The sequence below is a fragment of the Shimia sp. MIT1388 genome, from assembly GCF_047124445.1.
Lineage (GTDB): Bacteria > Pseudomonadota > Alphaproteobacteria > Rhodobacterales > Rhodobacteraceae > Shimia.
The window spans coordinates 454280-471658 of record NZ_CP138921.1; the positions used below are offsets into that span (position 1 = coordinate 454280).

Genomic DNA, 17379 nt, shown 5'->3' on the forward strand with positions numbered 1-17379 from the left:
CAGAAGACTACAAGAGCGCCAATGCCCAAAGGGGTGTTGCGACGCCGGGTCGCCCGGACCGGGAAGAAGGAAAGCCACTGTGGATTACACTGCGAAGCTAGATAACGCACTCAATCGTCTGCACGACGAGGGGCGCTATCGCACGTTCATTGATATTGAGCGTAAGCAAGGTCATTTCCCCCATGCCACTTGGACCCGCCCCGATGGGGAGCAACAGCCAATCACCGTGTGGTGTGGCAACGACTACCTTGGCATGGGCCAACATCCGGTAGTGCTGGACGCGATGCATGAGGCTGTGGATGCCACAGGCGCAGGCTCTGGTGGGACGCGCAATATCTCCGGCACAACCGTCTATCACAAGCGCCTGGAAGCGGAGATTGCCGACCTGCACGGCAAAGAATCAGCGCTGCTTTTCACCAGCGCCTACATCGCAAATGATGCAACTTTAAGTACTTTGCCAAAACTCTTCCCCGGATTGATCATCTATTCCGACGAGTTGAACCATGCTTCGATGATCGAAGGCGTGCGCCGCAACGGTGGGGCAAAACGTATCTTCAAACACAACGATGTGGCGCATCTGCGGGAGCTTCTGGAAGCGGATGATCCGGCGACGCCAAAGCTGATCGCCTTTGAATCCGTTTACTCGATGGACGGTGATTTTGGCCCGATCGAAGCGATCTGTGATCTGGCCGATGAGTTTGGCGCCTTGACCTACATTGACGAGGTGCACGCGGTTGGCATGTATGGCCCGCGTGGGGGTGGTGTGACCGAGCGCGACAACCTTGCGCATCGTATCGACATCATCAATGGTACCCTCGCCAAAGCCTATGGCGTGATGGGCGGCTACATCGCGGCTTCTGAAAAAATGTGTGACGCGGTAAGGTCTTACGCGCCAGGCTTTATCTTTACAACGTCGTTGCCGCCAGCTGTTGCGGCCGGTGCTGCGGCCTCTGTTGCGCATTTGAAAATCGATCAGGCGCTGCGAGAGCAACACCAGACACAGGCACAGATTCTGAAGCTGCGCCTGAAAGGTCTGGGCCTGCCCATCATCGATCACGGCAGCCATATTGTGCCTGTGATTGTCGGCAATCCTGTCCACACCAAAGTGCTGTCTGACCACCTGTTGGAAGACTACGGCATCTACGTGCAGCCGATCAATTTCCCGACTGTGCCGCGCGGCACAGAGCGGCTGCGGTTCACGCCGTCGCCAGTGCATGGGCCGAAAGAAATTGATGCCCTTGTCGGTGCAATGGACGCCCTCTGGAGCCACTGTGCGCTGAATCGTGCCGATATGGCGGGGTAAAATGACTTCTTAGTGTAGTGGCCCTTGTTTGTGTTATATTCATACCTAACAAGGGGATCGGTTCGAATCGGGGACTTTCAGAACCGGCAATGCAATAAGAGGCCAGTGGGATGATCGGGCGCAGATTCAAGCGCAATACCGAAGCGGTAGACGAAGGCCCGAAAGGGTACGACGACTTTGACGTGCAACTTGGCGACATGATGCGCGGCGAACGAGCGACTATGGGGAAGTCGCTGCTGGATGTGCAACGGGAGTTGCGAATCCGGGCGAGTTACATCGCAGCCATCGAAAATTGCGATCCCTCTGCTTTTGAAACGCCAGGATTTATTGCCGGGTATGTGCGCTCTTACGCGCGGTATCTGAATATGGACCCGGAAGTGGCGTTTGAGATTTTCTGCGCCGAAAGTGGGTTTTCCACGGCGCACGGCATGTCCGCTGAGGCCTCCGGCACGCGCAAGACAGAGACCATTGCGCCGGCGATGACGGGCAATGATCCGTTCTCCTCGTCCAACACACCGTTTACACCAGTGCAGGAATCACTGCTATCGCGTGTTGAGATGCGTGCGGTGGGGTCCTCGTTGGTGTTGGTCGCGCTGATTGCCGGGATTGGCTACGGCGGCTGGTCGGTTCTCAATGAAATTCAACGGGTTACTCTGGCGCCGGTGGAGCAGTCTCCAGTGGTTCTGAGCGACCTCGACCCGCTGGATGGGGCCGGGCGCGCACCTGTGTCCACGGATGCGGATGGCGCGACCACAGAGGTGGCCACTGCCGGGGCGGGCGTGTTTGCGCCGTCTGAGGCGTTGGATCGCTTGTATCGCCCACAGGCGCTGGATGTGCCTGTACTGGTGGCGCGCGATGCGCCGATTTCTCAGTTGAACCCAAACAACATCGGTGTGTTCACACCGGAGATCCCCGCGGCTGTGGCGATGGCCACGCCGGTAGAGGACAAACTGCCTGTGCCCAAGGTGGTTGAGGACGATGCGCCAGAACTGGTGCTGATGGCGGTGCGGCCTGCGTGGGTGCGGGTACGTGCAGCGGATGGCTCTGTTTTGTTTGAGAAAATTCTCGACGCGGGTGAGGAATATGTTCTACCTGCGACGGAAGAGCCGCCAACGCTGCGCGCCGGCATGTCCGGCTCGGTGTACTTCAAGGTGAACGGCGAGCTGTATGGTCCGGCGGGCGAAGGGACGGGCACGGTGCGCAACCTCGCGCTGGCAACGGACTCGCTCAAAGAGAGCTTTGCGGTGGCAGATCTGAACGATGATCCGGAACTGGCAAAGATCGTGGCCTTGGCAGCGGCACAGAACGTGGTCGTCGCGGACGAGTGATCCAGCCTTCCTAAAGAAGACATCGAGATTCAAGGTTTTAGGAGAGCGCCCACGGGGCGCTCTTTTGCTGTGCAGCATCGCGCATTGCCCCTGTTCCCAGAAGGGATTAGACAGGCTTCAAACCCATCTCTGCTGTGGTGAAAGGTCTTGATATGTCGATGAATCACATCCGTCCGTGGCGCAATATCGAGCGACGCAAATCCCGCCAGATCATGGTGGGCAATGTGCCTGTGGGCGGTGATGCGCCAATCGCGGTGCAGACCATGACCAACACGGACAGCGGCGATGTGAAAGCCACGCTGGGGCAAGTGCTGGCGGCGGCAGAAGCGGGGGCGGACATTGTGCGCATCTCAGCGCCGGATGTGGCCGCCACTAAGGCGCTGAAAGAAATCACAAAAGAGAGCCCGGTTCCGATCGTGGCCGACATTCATTTCCACTACAAACGCGCGATTGAAGCGGCGGAGGCCGGGGCGGCGTGTTTGCGGATCAATCCGGGCAATATCGGGGACGAGAAGCGGGTCAAGGAAGTGATCAAGGCGGCCAAGGATCACGGCTGCTCAATCCGCATCGGTGTGAATGGCGGCAGCTTGGAAAAGCACCTGTTGGATAAGTACGGCGAGCCATGCCCCGACGCGATGGTGGAGAGTGGTCTCGACCACATTAAGATACTGCAAGATAACGATTTTCACGAGTTCAAGATTTCCGTGAAAGCGTCCGATGTCTTCATGTCAGCAGCCGCCTATCAGATCCTTGCGGATGCCACCGATGCGCCGATCCACCTTGGGATTACCGAAGCCGGCGGCTTTGTCAGCGGGACCATCAAATCGGCGATTGGCCTTGGTCAGCTGCTGTGGATGGGCATTGGCGACACGCTGCGGGTGAGCCTGAGTGCCGATCCGGTGGAAGAGGTGAAGGTGGGCTTTGAGATCCTCAAGAGCCTTGGTCTGCGGCATCGTGGGGTGAACATCATCAGCTGCCCAAGCTGTGCGCGTCAGGGATTTGACGTGATTAAGACCGTGGAAACATTGGAAGAAAGGCTCGCGCACATTCATACGCCGATGAGCCTGTCGATCATTGGTTGTGTGGTGAACGGGCCGGGAGAGGCGCTTATGACCGATATCGGGTTCACTGGCGGGGGCGCTGGGTCCGGCATGGTGTATCTGGCGGGCAAGCAGAGCCACAAGATGTCCAATGAGGCGATGGTGGAGCACATCGTTGAGGAAGTGGAAAAGAAAGCGGCGGAGATTGAGGCTGCAAAAGCCGCAGAAGCGGCGGAGTGATCCCCTTTCTCTAACGACTCAAAGATTAACGGCCCTCAGGGGCCGTTTTTTACGTCGGTATTCTGTCGGTATCGCGGCTGTATTGCGGAGGTGCCGGTTTTCGAAACGGGTTGATTAAGCCAGCGTGCGCTGCGCAACGGGCGCGGAACGCAAAACACCGCAACGGGGAGCGCTGCGGTGTTAGACTGTTTGGTTGGCGGAAGGCTTAGCCGCGTTTGTCTTTCACAATCGCCTGCATGCCTTTGAGCGGCACGTAGCCGCGCACCATTTCGTCGTGGAAGACAAAGCTTGGCGTGCCGGTGATGTTCAGATCACGGGCGAGGGCGCGGGTGGTGGCGATTTCCTTTTCCACTTCCGGCGCGTCCATGTGATCCAGGATCATGTCCGCATCAAAACCGAGGCCTTTGGCCACTTTGCGCAAGGACTTTTCGTTCACGTCGCCGCGCATCTTGATCAACGTGTCGGCGGTCAGCTTGTAGGCGTCGTCGCCCATTTTTTGTTTCACAGAGATGGCAAAGCGAGAGCTGAGGTCGCTGGCTTCGCCGAGGATCGGATACTCCTTCACGATGAAGCGGATGTTGCCGTCAGATTTGATCAACTCGGCCACTTCGTCATGGGCTTTACGGCAGTAGCCGCAGCGGTAGTCGACAAATTCCACGATGGTGATGTCGCCTTCCAGATTGCCGCCGACGTAGCTGTAGCCGTCGTCAAACAGGCGGTCGGCGTTGGCGGTTACCAGATCAAAGTCGGCGGTGGCCTGCGCGGCGGCGCTGCGCTCTTCCAAAACAGCCACGGCTTCCATGATGACTTCTGGGTTCTCCAACAGGTAGGCGCGGACTTCGGCACGGAAGGCTGCGCGTTCTGCATCTGACAATTTGTCGATGTCAAAGGCCAGAGCGGGGGCGGCGGCCAGTGTGAGAGCCAGCGCGCTGCTGGCCAGTTTGGTTTTCAATGTGCTCATGGGGTTTTCCTCATTTCTTGTCTTTGCGGCGCTTGGCAGCGCGGGCGATGTCGTCTGCCCGATTAAATGCGCTGGAGCCTTGGGGAAGGCGGGCCATGGCGCGGCGGGCGTGGATTTCTGCGTCGTCCAGTCGGTTGGCGAGCGCATAGCGTTCGGCGGCCAGAAGGGAGGCCATGCCGTGTTGATTTGTTTGCGCGTAGGCGGAGCCCAGGTCGCGCAGGACCCGCGCGTCGCGGAAATCACGGGCGCGGGCGGCTTCGAGAAATTGCAGGGCTTCTTTGGGGCGGTTCACGGTCAGAAGGGCGCGCCCTAGGCCGCCAAGGATGAGCGCGTTGCCAGGGGCAAGCTCGTCGGCTTTCTTATAGGCGGTGACGGCGTTTTGGAATTGACGGCTTTCCAGCAGGATTTGGGCCTTGAGTTCGTAATAGTAGGCGTCGTCAGGGCGGGCGGCGAGGGCCTGGTCGATGTGGGAGATCGCCTTGGCGGTGTTTTGCTGGCGGTGGTAGGCCACGGCAAGGCGCATGTGGCGCACGTCTTCGGCTTTGCTTTCCTGATAGCGTGACAGGGTCCATTTGGTGGGGCGGATGAAGGCGGTGGTTTTGCCGCGCGCGCGGTCGTACCAATAGTCGAGTTCCGGGTTGGGTTTGGCATTGCCCGCATAGGCCGCCACAAAGCCTTCCGCCGCGCGTAGGCGGTCCCGGGTCAAGGGATGGGTGCGCATATAGGGATCTTGGCGCGAGACCGAGAGCAACTCTTGCCCTTCAAACAGGCGGTGCACAGCCAACGTGCCAGACGGGTCGATGCCCGCGCGGGCGAGGTAGCGGATGCCGGATTGGTCGGCAGAGGACTCTTCTGCACGGGTGTGGGCGAGAAACTGTCGCAGGGCGGAGCTTTGTGTGCCAAAGGCGAGGGCGGCGCCCACATCGCCGCGCCCGGTGGCGGCGGCAGTTGCCAAGGCGAGCGCCAGACCGAGGCCTGATGCGGTGCGGGCCGAATCAAGGTTGGCCATGCGCCGTGCGATGTGGCCGTTCGCGATATGAGCGGCTTCGTGGGCGATCACCGATTGCAGCATCTCGGGCGTGTTCATGCGCATGATCATGCCGGAGTTGATGAAGATGTGGCCGTGGTCGATGACAAAGGCGTTTAAGCGCTGATCGTCCACCATCAGGATTTTGATATTGCCGCCCAGCCCTGCGGCATAAAGCACCGGGGCGGCCATACGTTGCAGAGCGTGCTCGATGTCGGGATCACGCAGCAAAGACACGGCGTTGGCGGCGGTTGAGGAGATCACAAGCGCAAGCGCCGTCAGCAGCGTGACGACGCGGGCGCGCAAAGCGGTGATTGACGGCGCCGTCATTTCGCGGTGAAACCTCATGAGCGACAATAGGAACGAATTTGATGCGGACTTCAAGGCGTGGGGCGGTTGATCCCTTTATTGTGATGGATGTGATGGAAGCGGCGCGTCAGGCCGAGGCGGACGGCCGCCACATCATCCATATGGAAGTGGGCCAGCCGGGCACGGCGGCCCCAGAAGGCGCGCGCAAGGCGCTGACCGAGGCGATGGCGGAAGACGCCATGGGCTATACGGTGGCCTTGGGCTTGCCAGCCCTGCGGGCACGGATCGCGCAGCTGTATGGCGAGTGGTACAATGTGGATCTGGATCCGGCGCGGGTGATTGTCACGCCGGGCTCGTCAGGCGCGTTTTTGCTGGCGTTTTCTGCGTTGTTTGATGCGGGCGAACGGGTGGCGATTGGCGCGCCAGGTTATCCCAGCTATCGCCAGATTTTGAAGGCGCTGAGCCTGCAGCCGCTGGACGTGCAGACCGCGCCGGAGAACCGGTTGCAGCCGGTGCCGGATGATCTGCGCACGCTGGATTTTGAGGGGCTGATGGTTGCCTCGCCAGCGAACCCCACGGGCACGATGCTCGATAGTGGGGCGATGGGGGCGTTGATTGATCTGTGCCGGGAGAAGGATGCGGCCTTTATCAGCGACGAGATTTACCACGGTATTGAATATGAGGCGAAGGCGGTCACGGCGCTGGAACTCACCGATGAATGCTATGTGATCAACAGCTTCTCGAAATACTTCAGCATGACCGGCTGGCGTGTGGGCTGGATGGTTGTGCCCGACGATCACGTGCGCAAGATCGAGCGACTGGCGCAGAACATGTTCATTTGCGCGAGCCATGCCAGCCAGGTGGCGGCCTTGGCGGCGATGGACTGCCGTGAGGAGCTTGAGGCCAATATGGCGGTGTATCGCGCCAATCGGGCTTTGATGGCGGAGGGCTTGCCAAAGGCGGGTTTCACGCAGTTTGCGCCGCCGGATGGGGCGTTTTACTTTTATGTGGATGTGAGCGCCTTCACTCAGGACAGCCGGGCCTTTGCACGGGAGCTGTTGGAGGAAGCGGGTGTGGCGGCGACCCCGGGGTTGGATTTTGATCCGGTGCGGGGTCATCAAACGCTGCGGTTCTCCTATGCGCGCAGCACGGCGGACATTGAAGAAGGTCTGGCGCGGCTGAAGATGTTCATGGCCGCGCGTGGGTTTGTCTAAGGCGTAAGGGTGTCGGGGGCCTTGCCCCCGTCGCCATTTGGCGACTCCCCCAGGATATTTGGCGACTGTGAAAGCGCGGCGTGGCGAAGCGAGGCGGGCTGTTGTATCGTGTCGCCAAAGAAGACGCGCAACAGCGGGCAGGGCGGCAGCATGGGCAGAGTGTTTTGGGCATTTATTATGATGGTTTGGGCCAGCGTGGCCAGCGCGCAGGAGCAGGGGTTTTCGGCGCTGGCGCGATTGGATCGTGCGGAAAGCGGCCTGTCTGAGGGCTGGCGTGGGGCGGCGGAGCTTAAGCTGAGCCTGTCGCAAGGCGTGCCCTGGCGGGTGTTCACATTGGACGCGCCGCGCCGGGTGGTATTGGATTTCAAAGAGATTGACTGGGAAGACCTAAGCGCAGACGAGTTGGGCTCGGTGGAGGGTATTGAGGCGGTGCGGTTTGGCGCTTATCGGCCGGGCTGGAGCCGGATGGTTCTTGATCTGGCGCGCCCCTTTGCGGTGGAGAGCGCGGGCATGGTGGTCGAAGAGGCCACGGGAAAAGCACGGCTGGAGCTGGTGTTGGCGCCAAGTGATGCGCTGGGTTTTGCCAAGACAGCGGGCGCGCCACATGATCCGCGCTGGGATTTGCCGGTGCCAGCGGACACCACGGCGATTGCGCGCGAAGCCAAGCCGGACTGGGCACCCACGGTTGTGGTGATTGACCCGGGCCATGGCGGGATTGATCCGGGGGCCGAGCGGGACGGGGCGCAAGAGAAAGACCTGATGCTGCTGTTTGCGCGGGAGCTGCGGGATGTGCTGCGTCGTGCGGGCGGGTTTGAGGTGGTGTTGACCCGCGATGAGGATGCCTTTGTGTCGCTGGAAGGGCGCGTGGCAATTGCCCATCAGGCACAGGCGGATGTGTTTTTGTCTTTGCATGCGGACAGCTTGAGCCAGGGCAATGCCAAAGGTGCGACGATTTACACGCTGTCGGAAGAGGCCAGTGATGCAGCCTCTGCGCTCTTGGCGGAGCGTCATGATCGGGCGGATATTCTGTCCGGCGTCGACCTGTCCGGCGCAGATGACGAGGTGACGGACGTGTTGCTGGATTTGGCGCGGCTGGAAACCGAGCCGCGCACGATGATGTTGGCAGAGACGCTGGTGGGGGAACTCAAGAAAACCACCGTAAGGTTGAATCGCAAGCCGTTGAGAACCGGCGGGTTTTCGGTGTTGAAGGCGGCGGACGTGCCGTCGGTTCTGGTGGAGCTTGGGTTTATGTCGAGCCAGCAGGATCTGGCCAATTTGCAGGACGCGGGTTGGCGCGCGGCGATGGCGGCTGGGCTACGCGACGGGTTGCTGGCCTGGGTGGTTGAGGACAAAGCCGCACGCGCTTTGGTGCGGCAATAAGCGGAGCGTTGCTGGTTTTGGCCTGGTGGCGGGAAACCGCTTTCCTTTGAGCGGCGAAGTTTGTCGAGTGTGCCGCAATTGGCAGGCACCGAGGGCGGACAACTATGCAGGAGACAGACGGGTTTCACGGGGCCAAGCTGGCGCTTTTGACCGGGGATCGCTTGGTGTCGATCCTGCGCGACAAGGACCCAGAGATTCCCTATCCGGACATGTGGGATTTGCCCGGTGGTGGACGGGAAGCGGATGAGAGCCCGGAAGCCTGTGTGTTGCGCGAACTCAAGGAAGAGCTGTCACTTACGTTGAGTGAGGCGGACCTGCTCTGGAAGCGTCAGTATGTCTCTGATCTGGACGGCAAAAGCGCCACCTGGTTTTTTGTCGCCGAGGTGCCGGAGTTGGACATCAACCGCATTCGACTGGGCGCGGAAGGGCAGGCCTGGCGGATGTGGGATGTGGCGCGGTTTTTGCGGATGAGCAATGTGGTGCCCATGATGCAGGCGCGCCTGACAGACTACCTGGCGGAGCGGGAGGTGGCTTAGGTCGTTGCCTCAGATTTGGGCGGGCGCACGCGCATGAAGCCCAGAGTGCGACCGCTGCTGGTCGCAGGGTCATAAGTCAGGCCAGAGCGGGACATGCAGTCGACCATGTGTTTCAGCACATGTTTGGGGTATTTGGCCATGTGGATTTCCATCACCACATGACGCACGCATTTGGGCCAGTCCTGCTCAAACAGGTGCTGTTCCGCGCCTTCGACATCCATCATCACGAAGTCCGGTTGCACTATGGCCAACAGGTCGCTGATGCGGGTGGCAGGGACTTCGACCATGTCTTTTTCGCTGCGCCCGTCGGCAACCAATCCGCCGCCCCAGAAAAGCGCGCCCGCGCGAAATGCCACGGTCTCTTCGTGGTGCGCGTCGCCGACCACCGCAGCGTGCCAGAGGTTCACGCCGTCCTGGCCGTTTCGCGCGAGGGTGTCGCGAATTTGGTCGAGCATTTGCGGGTTGGCTTCGAGGCTGGTGACGTTTTCTGCCCCGGCGGCCTGCGCACAGATGGTGGTGACATAGCCAAGACCTGCGCCAATCTCGAGGACCTTCCAACCGGGTTTGATGCGTTTGAGGGCCGCTGTGCTTTCCCGCCCTTCATAGTCTCCAGAGGCGAGTTTGGCCTCGATCTTGGTATGTTTGAGCCAGTCGGGCAGGCCCACTTTGACGCCTTTGAGAGTGTATTCGGTCATCAGGGGCCTGTCTTTGCGGGTTTAGGTGGTCCGGCGCACTGAACCATTGTCGCGGCTGAGGTGCAAGGCAATGGCGGGGTGGGGCAGATGGGGGCGCGGGTCAACAAATATGACATTAAGTGACACCATAGGCCCTAGGAGAAACAGGCAAACACTTTTTGAGGATTTTGAGATGTCTGACACACAGGCCCCAACGCTGACCCTGTATTTCGCCCCGCGCACTCGCTCTTTTGCGGCGCTTTGGCTGTTGGAGGAACTGGGCGAGCCGTACCAGTTGGAGAGCTTTGATTTTGCCACCGGCCGACACAAGCAGGCAGATTATCTGTCGTTGAATCCGATGGGGAAAGTGCCGTTGGTGGTAGATGGCGAGACGCCGGTGCCGGAGATTGGCGCGATGGCGATTTATCTGGCGGATCGCTATGCGGCGGCGGGGCTGGCGCCTGCGGCGACGGACGCGGCACGAGCCGAGTACCTCCGCTGGATGTTCTTTGCCAGTGCGATCATGGAGCCTGCTTATGCCCAGAAGCTGTTTGAGTGGGAAGTGTCGCCGTCGACTGTGGCCTGGGGCTCGTTTGAGCAGATGATGGAAGTGCTGGCTGACGGTTTGGCAGAGGGGCCATGGTTGTTGGGGGAGACGTTTACAGCGGCGGATGTGGCCGTGGGGAACAATCTGGTCTTTGGGCAGATGATTGGGCTGATCCCACAGGACGGGCCCATTGGAGAGTATCTGGCCCGCCTGAAGACACGCGCGGCGTTTCAGCGGGCGGAAGCGATTGAGCTGCGGGAGGGGGAGCGATTCCCGGTGGCTGCGGAGTAGATCAAACGACCAAATAGTTTGAAGGTTGGGCGGCGCCGTGTGTGTCGCCCTTATTTTGTTGAGAGGTCGGACATTGGGGTGCTCGCCTTTTTCAGCATTGACAATATACATGTCAATTTGACATCAATAATGACATGGAAAAGATTGATCGCTTATATCATCTGGTTTGGATGTCGCGGCCCCTGATGCAGGTTGCAGAACTGGCTGTGGAACAAGGACTTGAAGGGACTGGCCTGACGGTGCGGATGCGGGCTGTGCTGGAGGTCTTGCGGGAGCAGGGCGCACTTTCGGTACCGGAGATTGCCCGCAAATTGGAAATTCAGCGGCAGTACGTGCAAGTCATGGTCAATGAGACTTTGGCGGAAGGGCTTACGGAACAGCGCCCCAATCCACGTCACAAGAGATCGTCCCTTTTGGCACTGACCGACAAGGGGCAGGCGTTGATTGACGCGGCGGTTGCGCGGGAGCGGGTGTTGCTTGAGGCCATAGGCGACGGGTTTGAGGAACAGGAGATTGCCACGGCTTTGGATGTGGTGCGGCGATTGACAGAGAGCCTAAAGGGCAAAACGGGTGGTGAAGTATGAGTGTTGTATATGTGGTGGTCGTGGCGCTGGTGGCGGGCTTCTTGTGGTTGGTTGCCGGTGTGGTGCGGATTGGCGCGGTGAGCCGCGGCGCGCGGATTGATGGGCGAGGTGGTGAAGCGTTGCTGTTGGTCGACCTGCAATCGGTGTTTTGGAACGAGGGGCCGTATTCGGATGCGGCGAAGACAGAGGCAGCGGCCGTTATCCGAGCAGAAGTCGCGGCGGCCAAAGCCAACGGCTGGCCGGTGATTGCACTGCGGCAAGAGTGGTCTTTGCCTGCGACCAAGGTGATTGCGCGGCTGACGATGAAGGGGCAGGCGGTTGCCGGAACTTCTGGCACCGAAATGGCTGCGCCCTTTGAGGGGCTTGCGGATCATGAGGTGGTCAAGCGGGTGCAGGACGGGTTTGAAACCGGCGCGCTGGATGCTTTGTTGGCGGAACTGAACGTTGGCGCGGTGCGGATTGTTGGTTTGGACTACAACTATTGCGTGGCTAAAACCGCACTGGCGGCTGCGCAGCGTGGCTATGGCGTGACCGTAGCTGAACCGGGTGTTCTGGCGGCGCAGGACTCCGCCAAAGCGCGGGCGGATCTGCTTCAGAACGGTGTCGCGCTGGTGTGAAGGCCGCATTTGGACGGCAAAACCACGCGCAACCTAGCGGGATCGCAGCAAGGTGTTTTGACCCCGCCCAAGCCCACCTATATAGAGGGGCTTTGAGACGCGACTTCAGAAGGCCTCCAGCGTGATACGATTCATCCTCTCGTTCTTCGGGACCATTTTTACGTTTGTGACCATGGGGATTGCCGTGGTGGCGCTCTCTATTGGGGCGGTGTTCTGGATTTATGGGCAGGAGCTGCCCAGCCATGAGAGCCTGGCGCAATATAAGCCGCCGACGATCAGCCGGATCTATTCCGGTGAGGGGCATATCATTGACGAATTTGCCAAAGAACGCCGTCTGTTTGTGCCAGCGGATGAGATTCCGGAGCTGGTGAAAGAGGCGTTTATTTCGGCCGAAGACAAGAACTTCTACACGCACTCCGGTTATGACGCGCGCGGTATCGCGGCGGCGGCTGTGGAGGCGGTGCAGTCGCGGGGCTCCAACGTGCGCGGGGCGTCGACGATCACGCAGCAGGTGATGAAGAACTTCCTGCTCTCCGGTGATCGGAAAATTGAACGTAAAATCAAAGAGATCATCCTGGCGACGCGGGTGGAGGACACGCTGTCCAAGGATCAGATCCTTGAGCTTTATATGAACGAGATTTTCCTCGGTCAGAACTCTTATGGGGTCGCGGCGGCGGCTCAGACCTATTTCAACAAGACGTTGGAAGAACTGGCCCCGCATGAGGCGGCGACACTGGCGTCTATGCCAAAGGCGCCGGGCAAGTTTCACCCTGTGCGCAACATGGACCGCGTCCTGGCACGGCGGAACTTTGTGCTCAAGGAGATGGCTGAGAACGGCGTGATCACGCAGGCGGTTTATGAAAGCGAGCGTGAGCTGCCGCTGAAGTCTGTTCAGAACGGCGATTATGAGAGCTATAAGACCGAGCGTCCGCCGCGGGATTACTTCACCGACGAAATTCGCCGTCAGTTGAGCCGTGATTTTGGTGAAGACGAGTTCTTCTCCGGCGGCATGGCGGTGCGGTCTACCGAAGATCCGGAGATGCAGGATGTGGCGGCGCGGGCACTGCGTCGGGCCTTGGAGAAATATGACCGTTCGCGCGGTGTGTGGCGTGGCACGGGGCAGGTTCTGCCGGATGAGGTGCTGGGCGATGAAGCGGCGTGGCGCGAGGCGCTGAGCGCGGTTGAGATCCCGCGTGATGTGGATCTGGAAGGCCAGTGGCATCCGGCGGTGGTGCTCGAAGTGGGCAAGAATGACGCGCGCGTTGGCATTGAAGGTGTCGACGAGGATGACGATGGTCATTGGATTCCAGCCAAAGACGCGCAATGGGCGCGCAAGCGGTTGGAAGACGGTAATTTGGCGCGCAAGGCCAAGGTGGCGGGTGATCTGGTCTCCAAAGGCGACGTGGTGCTGGTCCGGGCGATGACCAAGGACAGCGACGGCAGCTTTGTCCGCTGGACGCTGCGGCAGGTGCCTGAGGTGCAGGGCGGTTTCATGGCGATGGACGTGAACAACGGCCGTGTGATCGCGATGCAGGGGGGCTTCAGCTATCAGGACACGGTGTTCAACCGTGCCACGCAGGCGAAACGCCAGCCGGGGTCGAGCTTTAAGCCGTTTGTCTATGCCTCGGCGTTGGACAGTGGCTATAGCCCAGCGACCATCGTGATTGACGCGCCGATTGAGATCAACACGCCCCAAGGTGTGTGGCGCCCAAAGAACTCGACCAACAAATTCTACGGCCCAACCCCGCTGCGGACCGGCATTGAAATGAGCCGGAACCTGATGACCATTCGTTTGGCGCAGGAAGTTGGGATGGAGACCGTGGCCCGCTATGCAGAGCGGTTTGGGGTCTATGACAACATGGGCGCGTTCCTGGCGAACTCGCTTGGTGCGGATGAGACCACGCTCTATCAGATGGTTGCGGCCTATGCGATGTTTGCCAACGGCGGCGAGCGCGTGGAGCCAACGCTGGTGGACCGCGTACAGGATCGCTACGGCAAGACGATCTATCGTCATGACCAGCGGGAATGTACCGACTGTCTCGACCCAAGTGTGCCAGAGAGCCGGGGGCCACGCATTGTTACTAACCGTGAGCGGGTGATGGATGCGATCACCGCCTATCAGCTGACTTCGATGATGCAGGGCGTTGTGACACGCGGGACAGCGTCCAGCCAGATCAACCTGCCGGTGCCGGTTGCGGGTAAGACCGGGACCACCAATGAAGCCAAAGACGTATGGTTTGTGGGCTTCACCAGCAACATCGTGGCAGGCTGTTACATCGGGCATGACCGTCCCCGTCCTTTGGGGCGCGGCACCTATGGGGGCACCACCTGTGGTCCGGTGTTCCAGGAGTTCATGAAAGAGGCGATCAAGAAATACGGTGGCGGGAAATTCCGCGTGCCACCGGGTGGCCACTTCATTAAGATTGATCGCTACACCGGTGCGCGTCTGGACAATGATGCCAGCGGTGCCAGCGTGGTGGCAGAGTATTTCCGGGATGGCGAAGAGCCAATCTTTGGTATCGCCTATGACGGTGGTTTTGCCATGGGCAGTAACCTGCCGCTGGTGGAAGAAGTGGCCTCGTCGCGTGGCCGCCAGGTGACCACCTCGTCGGGCGGCACCGGGGTTGTGGGACCAAAGGCGGACTTTGGCACGGTCAGCTCTGGTGGGTTGTACTAGGGTGATCCGCCACAGCGTAGAGATGCAATTGGAACGGAGGTCCGCGCGGCCTCCGTTTTTTCTTGTGCAGATTGTCGCAGAAGGGGGGTGTCTGAGGGTGGATTAACGGAGGGGCAACACTTGGCTCCTATGCAGGCGCAGCAATTTGCAGCCTAACAAGGACTCCTCCAATGAAAAAAACCGCTTTTGCCGTTGTGGCCGCGCTGGCCGCGACGCCTGTTGTGGCCAACGAGTATGAACCTGCCATGGCAGCGTTCCTGAATGACAACATCCGCACCTGGGCACAGGATCCGATTCTGGTGTCTGCGATCAAAGCGCAGAACGAAGTGACCGCCGGATACGATCAGGCGACCATCGACCAGATGGACACCACCTGGCGCGCGGAAGTGGGCGCGGCTGCGACCCCAACCATCACACCGGTGATTGAAAACGCCGCGGCGGATTTCCTGCGGGCGCAGGTTGAGGCCTCCGTAGGTCAGATCACCGAGATTGCCCTGATGGATTCGGTTGGTCTGAACGTGGCGCTATCGGGTGTGAACTCCGATATGTGGCAGGGTGACGAAGCCAAATACCAGCAGACCTATAGCGTGGGACCGGATGCCTATCACTTCAGCGAAGTGGAACTGGACGACTCCACCCGTACCTATCAGGTGCAGATTTCGATGACCATTGTGGACCCGGACACCGGTGCCGGCATTGGCGCGATCACCGTTGGCGTGGACGCAGAAACCCTCGAATAATTGCTGTGCGATCCCCTTGCGGGATCGCACTCTTTTCAGGAGTAGATCATGAAACTGTTTTCGCCGGTTCTGGCGCTGTTTGATAAACTGTCTGTGTTTTTGAAAGCCACCTTGTTGATTGTGGGCACCACATTGATTGTGGCAACGATGCTGACTGTGGATTCCCAGCGTCAGGTGACCAAGTCGATCAAAAACGGTCTGTTGCAGCTGGCCACCGAGATGACCAGTTCCACCGCGGCCAATGCCAGCGGTGCCATCCGTTTTGGCGACACCGAGTCCCTGCAGACCATTCTGGACACCACTTTGGCGCGGGCGGACGGGCAGGCGCTTTATGCGGTGGCCTTCAACAAAGCGGGGGAGGCCATTGGAACCTCTGGTGCCAAGCCAAGTGAGGCCGGTTCCGAGGTTGAGGCGCTGGCCAAGAAAGCGCTGCAGAGCGGGGCGGCCGCACGGTCCGAGAACGGCTATGTGATGGCGGAACCAGCGCGCAGCGGAAAAGACGGCAGCAAGATTGCCGGCTCCGTGGCGATCATCTGGTCTCCGGATCAGGCCCTGGCGCAGGCGCAGGCGGCGAATATGCTGTCGATTGCCACCGCCGGTGTGGTGTTCCTGGTGATGTGTACGTTGTGCGCCTGGGTGATCCGTACCGTGGTGTCGCATCCGTTGCAGGATGTACGCGAAGTGGTGCGCGACATTGCCGAAGGGCGTTATGACACGCCGGCAAAACACGTAGAGCGCGGAGACGAGATTGGTGGGATTTCCCGTACGGTTGAAGGCCTGAAGGTGCAGCTTGCCGAAGCCCATGAAGTGGAGCAGGAGCAGAAGCTGGCCCAACAGGAGCAGGACCGCGTGGTTGAGGCGCTAACAGCGGCGTTGCAGCGCTTGGCCGAAGGTGACCTGACCCATCCGATCGAACAGCGCTTCTCTGCCGGCTATGAGCCGCTGCGGGAGAACTACAACAACACGTTGGTCACGCTGGTGTCGATTATGCAGGCCGTTGTGGAAAACTCACATCGGATTCAGGCCAGCTCGAAGGAGATTGGTGAGTCCTCGACCTCACTGGCAACCCGCACTGAAAGTCAGGCTTCCACGCTGGAGCAAACCGCTCATGCGATGGAAGAGTTGACGGCAAGTGTGAGCGCGGCCGCCGAAGGCGCCAAAGATGTGGAAACCATCGTGGCAGGCACCAAGCAGACCGTGCAGTCCAGCGGCGACGTGGTGAAACAGGCTGTGGATGCGATGTCGTTGATTCAGGCGTCGTCAGACAAAATTTCGCAGATCATCTCGGTGATTGACGACATCTCGTTCCAGACCAACCTGCTGGCGCTGAACGCCGGTGTGGAAGCGGCAAGGGCTGGGGACGCGGGGCGTGGCTTTGCGGTTGTGGCCTCAGAGGTGCGCGCTTTGGCGCAGCGGTCGTCTGAGTCAGCGTCTGAGATCAAAGAGCTGATCAACGAAAGCGCAACCCATGTGGATGAGGGCGTGACGCTTGTGGGCCGGACCGGTGACGAGTTGACCAAGATCATCAGCGGTGTGGCGACAGTGTCCGAGCACATCAGCGGCATTGCTGACGGCGCAGCGCGTCAGGCGGACACCCTGAGCGGGATCAACCGTGGTGTGGCGGAGCTGGACCGTGTGACCCAGCAAAACGCCGCCATGGTGGAAGAGACCGCCGCCGCCAGCACCGTGCTGCATAGCGACGCCAGCGAATTGGCCGGTCAGGTGTCGGTGTTCAAGGTGACCCCGGAAGGCGCGGCACGCCGGGCGGCATAGGCACGCGGCAGTCTGCTGAACAGGCTTAAAAACTTTGGAACGCACGGCCGGGCAGAGCGCTTGGCCGTGCGTCGTCACTTGCGGGGCAGGCGGGGCTGCGCTATCACGCTGATCTGAACCCATAAGAAGGTCTTTTTC

At 60.1% G+C, this 17379-nt stretch carries 14 protein-coding genes and 2 pseudogenes; 13 read left to right on the plus strand and 3 right to left on the minus strand.

Annotation, left to right across the window (positions count from 1 at the left end; genetic code table 11):
• Positions 1-79: 79 nt before the first annotated feature.
• The 3 genes from hemA (at position 80) to ispG (ending at position 3911) form a co-directional block, all read left to right on the plus strand.
• Positions 80-1303, plus strand: coding sequence for a 5-aminolevulinate synthase (gene hemA / locus SIB92_RS02205; RefSeq protein ID WP_412554281.1), 1224 nt, complete (start codon positions 80-82; stop codon positions 1301-1303).
• Positions 1304-1413: 110 nt separating this feature from the next.
• Positions 1414-2631 (plus strand): helix-turn-helix domain-containing protein, encoded by a 1218-nt coding sequence (locus SIB92_RS02210; protein ID WP_412554282.1) that lies wholly within the window; start codon positions 1414-1416, stop codon positions 2629-2631.
• Positions 2632-2783: 152 nt separating this feature from the next.
• Positions 2784-3911 carry a flavodoxin-dependent (E)-4-hydroxy-3-methylbut-2-enyl-diphosphate synthase gene (ispG, locus tag SIB92_RS02215; protein ID WP_412554283.1) on the plus strand — a complete coding sequence of 376 codons (1128 nt, stop codon included), beginning with the start codon at positions 2784-2786 and terminating at the stop codon, positions 3909-3911.
• 205 nt (positions 3912-4116) lie between these two features.
• Here ispG and SIB92_RS02220 read toward each other — a convergent pair whose 3' ends face one another.
• Together SIB92_RS02220 and SIB92_RS02225 are read right to left on the minus strand one after the other, a co-directional pair.
• Positions 4117-4872, minus strand: coding sequence for a DsbA family protein (locus SIB92_RS02220; RefSeq protein ID WP_412554284.1), 756 nt, complete (start codon positions 4870-4872; stop codon positions 4117-4119).
• Between the two features lie 10 nt (positions 4873-4882).
• Complete coding sequence (locus SIB92_RS02225; RefSeq protein ID WP_412554285.1) at positions 4883-6247, minus strand: M48 family metalloprotease; 1365 nt, start codon at positions 6245-6247, stop codon at positions 4883-4885.
• 23 nt (positions 6248-6270) lie between these two features.
• On the opposite strand from SIB92_RS02225, the gene SIB92_RS02230 reads away from it, so the two are divergent.
• From SIB92_RS02230 to SIB92_RS02240, 3 genes are all read left to right on the plus strand, one after another.
• On the plus strand, positions 6271-7422 hold the full coding sequence (locus SIB92_RS02230; RefSeq protein ID WP_412554286.1) for a pyridoxal phosphate-dependent aminotransferase: 1152 nt from the start codon (positions 6271-6273) through the stop codon (positions 7420-7422).
• Between the two features lie 150 nt (positions 7423-7572).
• Positions 7573-8802, plus strand: coding sequence for an N-acetylmuramoyl-L-alanine amidase (locus tag SIB92_RS02235; RefSeq protein WP_412554287.1), 1230 nt, complete (start codon positions 7573-7575; stop codon positions 8800-8802).
• A 104-nt stretch (positions 8803-8906) separates the two neighbouring features.
• Entirely contained in the window at positions 8907-9338 is a 432-nt protein-coding gene (locus SIB92_RS02240) for an NUDIX hydrolase (RefSeq protein ID WP_412554288.1), read from the plus strand.
• Here the strand turns inward: SIB92_RS02240 and SIB92_RS02245 are convergent.
• Complete coding sequence (locus tag SIB92_RS02245) at positions 9335-10033, minus strand: FkbM family methyltransferase (protein WP_412554289.1); 699 nt, start codon at positions 10031-10033, stop codon at positions 9335-9337. The genes SIB92_RS02240 and SIB92_RS02245 overlap by 4 nt on opposite strands.
• A 172-nt stretch (positions 10034-10205) precedes the next feature.
• Here SIB92_RS02245 and SIB92_RS02250 point away from each other — a divergent pair, with 172 nt between their 5' ends.
• The 7 genes and pseudogenes from SIB92_RS02250 to SIB92_RS02280 form a co-directional block, all read left to right on the plus strand.
• The gene (locus SIB92_RS02250) at positions 10206-10850 is read left to right on the plus strand and encodes a glutathione S-transferase family protein (protein WP_412554290.1); all 645 of its coding nucleotides are present in this window, start codon (positions 10206-10208) and stop codon (positions 10848-10850) included.
• A 170-nt stretch (positions 10851-11020) separates the two neighbouring features.
• On the plus strand, positions 11021-11434 hold the full coding sequence (locus SIB92_RS02255) for a MarR family winged helix-turn-helix transcriptional regulator (RefSeq protein WP_412554291.1): 414 nt from the start codon (positions 11021-11023) through the stop codon (positions 11432-11434).
• On the plus strand, positions 11431-12051 hold the full coding sequence (locus tag SIB92_RS02260) for a cysteine hydrolase family protein (RefSeq protein ID WP_412554292.1): 621 nt from the start codon (positions 11431-11433) through the stop codon (positions 12049-12051). Before SIB92_RS02255 ends, SIB92_RS02260 begins: the two co-directional genes overlap by 4 nt.
• 121 nt (positions 12052-12172) lie before the next feature.
• Positions 12173-14728 (plus strand): penicillin-binding protein 1A, encoded by a 2556-nt coding sequence (locus SIB92_RS02265; RefSeq protein ID WP_412554293.1) that lies wholly within the window; start codon positions 12173-12175, stop codon positions 14726-14728.
• A 170-nt stretch (positions 14729-14898) separates the two neighbouring features.
• Positions 14899-15468, plus strand: coding sequence for a hypothetical protein (locus tag SIB92_RS02270; protein ID WP_412554294.1), 570 nt, complete (start codon positions 14899-14901; stop codon positions 15466-15468).
• 615 nt (positions 15469-16083) lie between these two features.
• Positions 16084-16239, plus strand: a pseudogene (locus SIB92_RS02275) (HAMP domain-containing protein); the annotation flags it as partial.
• Between the two features lie 228 nt (positions 16240-16467).
• Positions 16468-17211: pseudogene (locus SIB92_RS02280) on the plus strand (methyl-accepting chemotaxis protein); the annotation flags it as partial.
• Positions 17212-17379 lie beyond the last annotated feature (168 nt).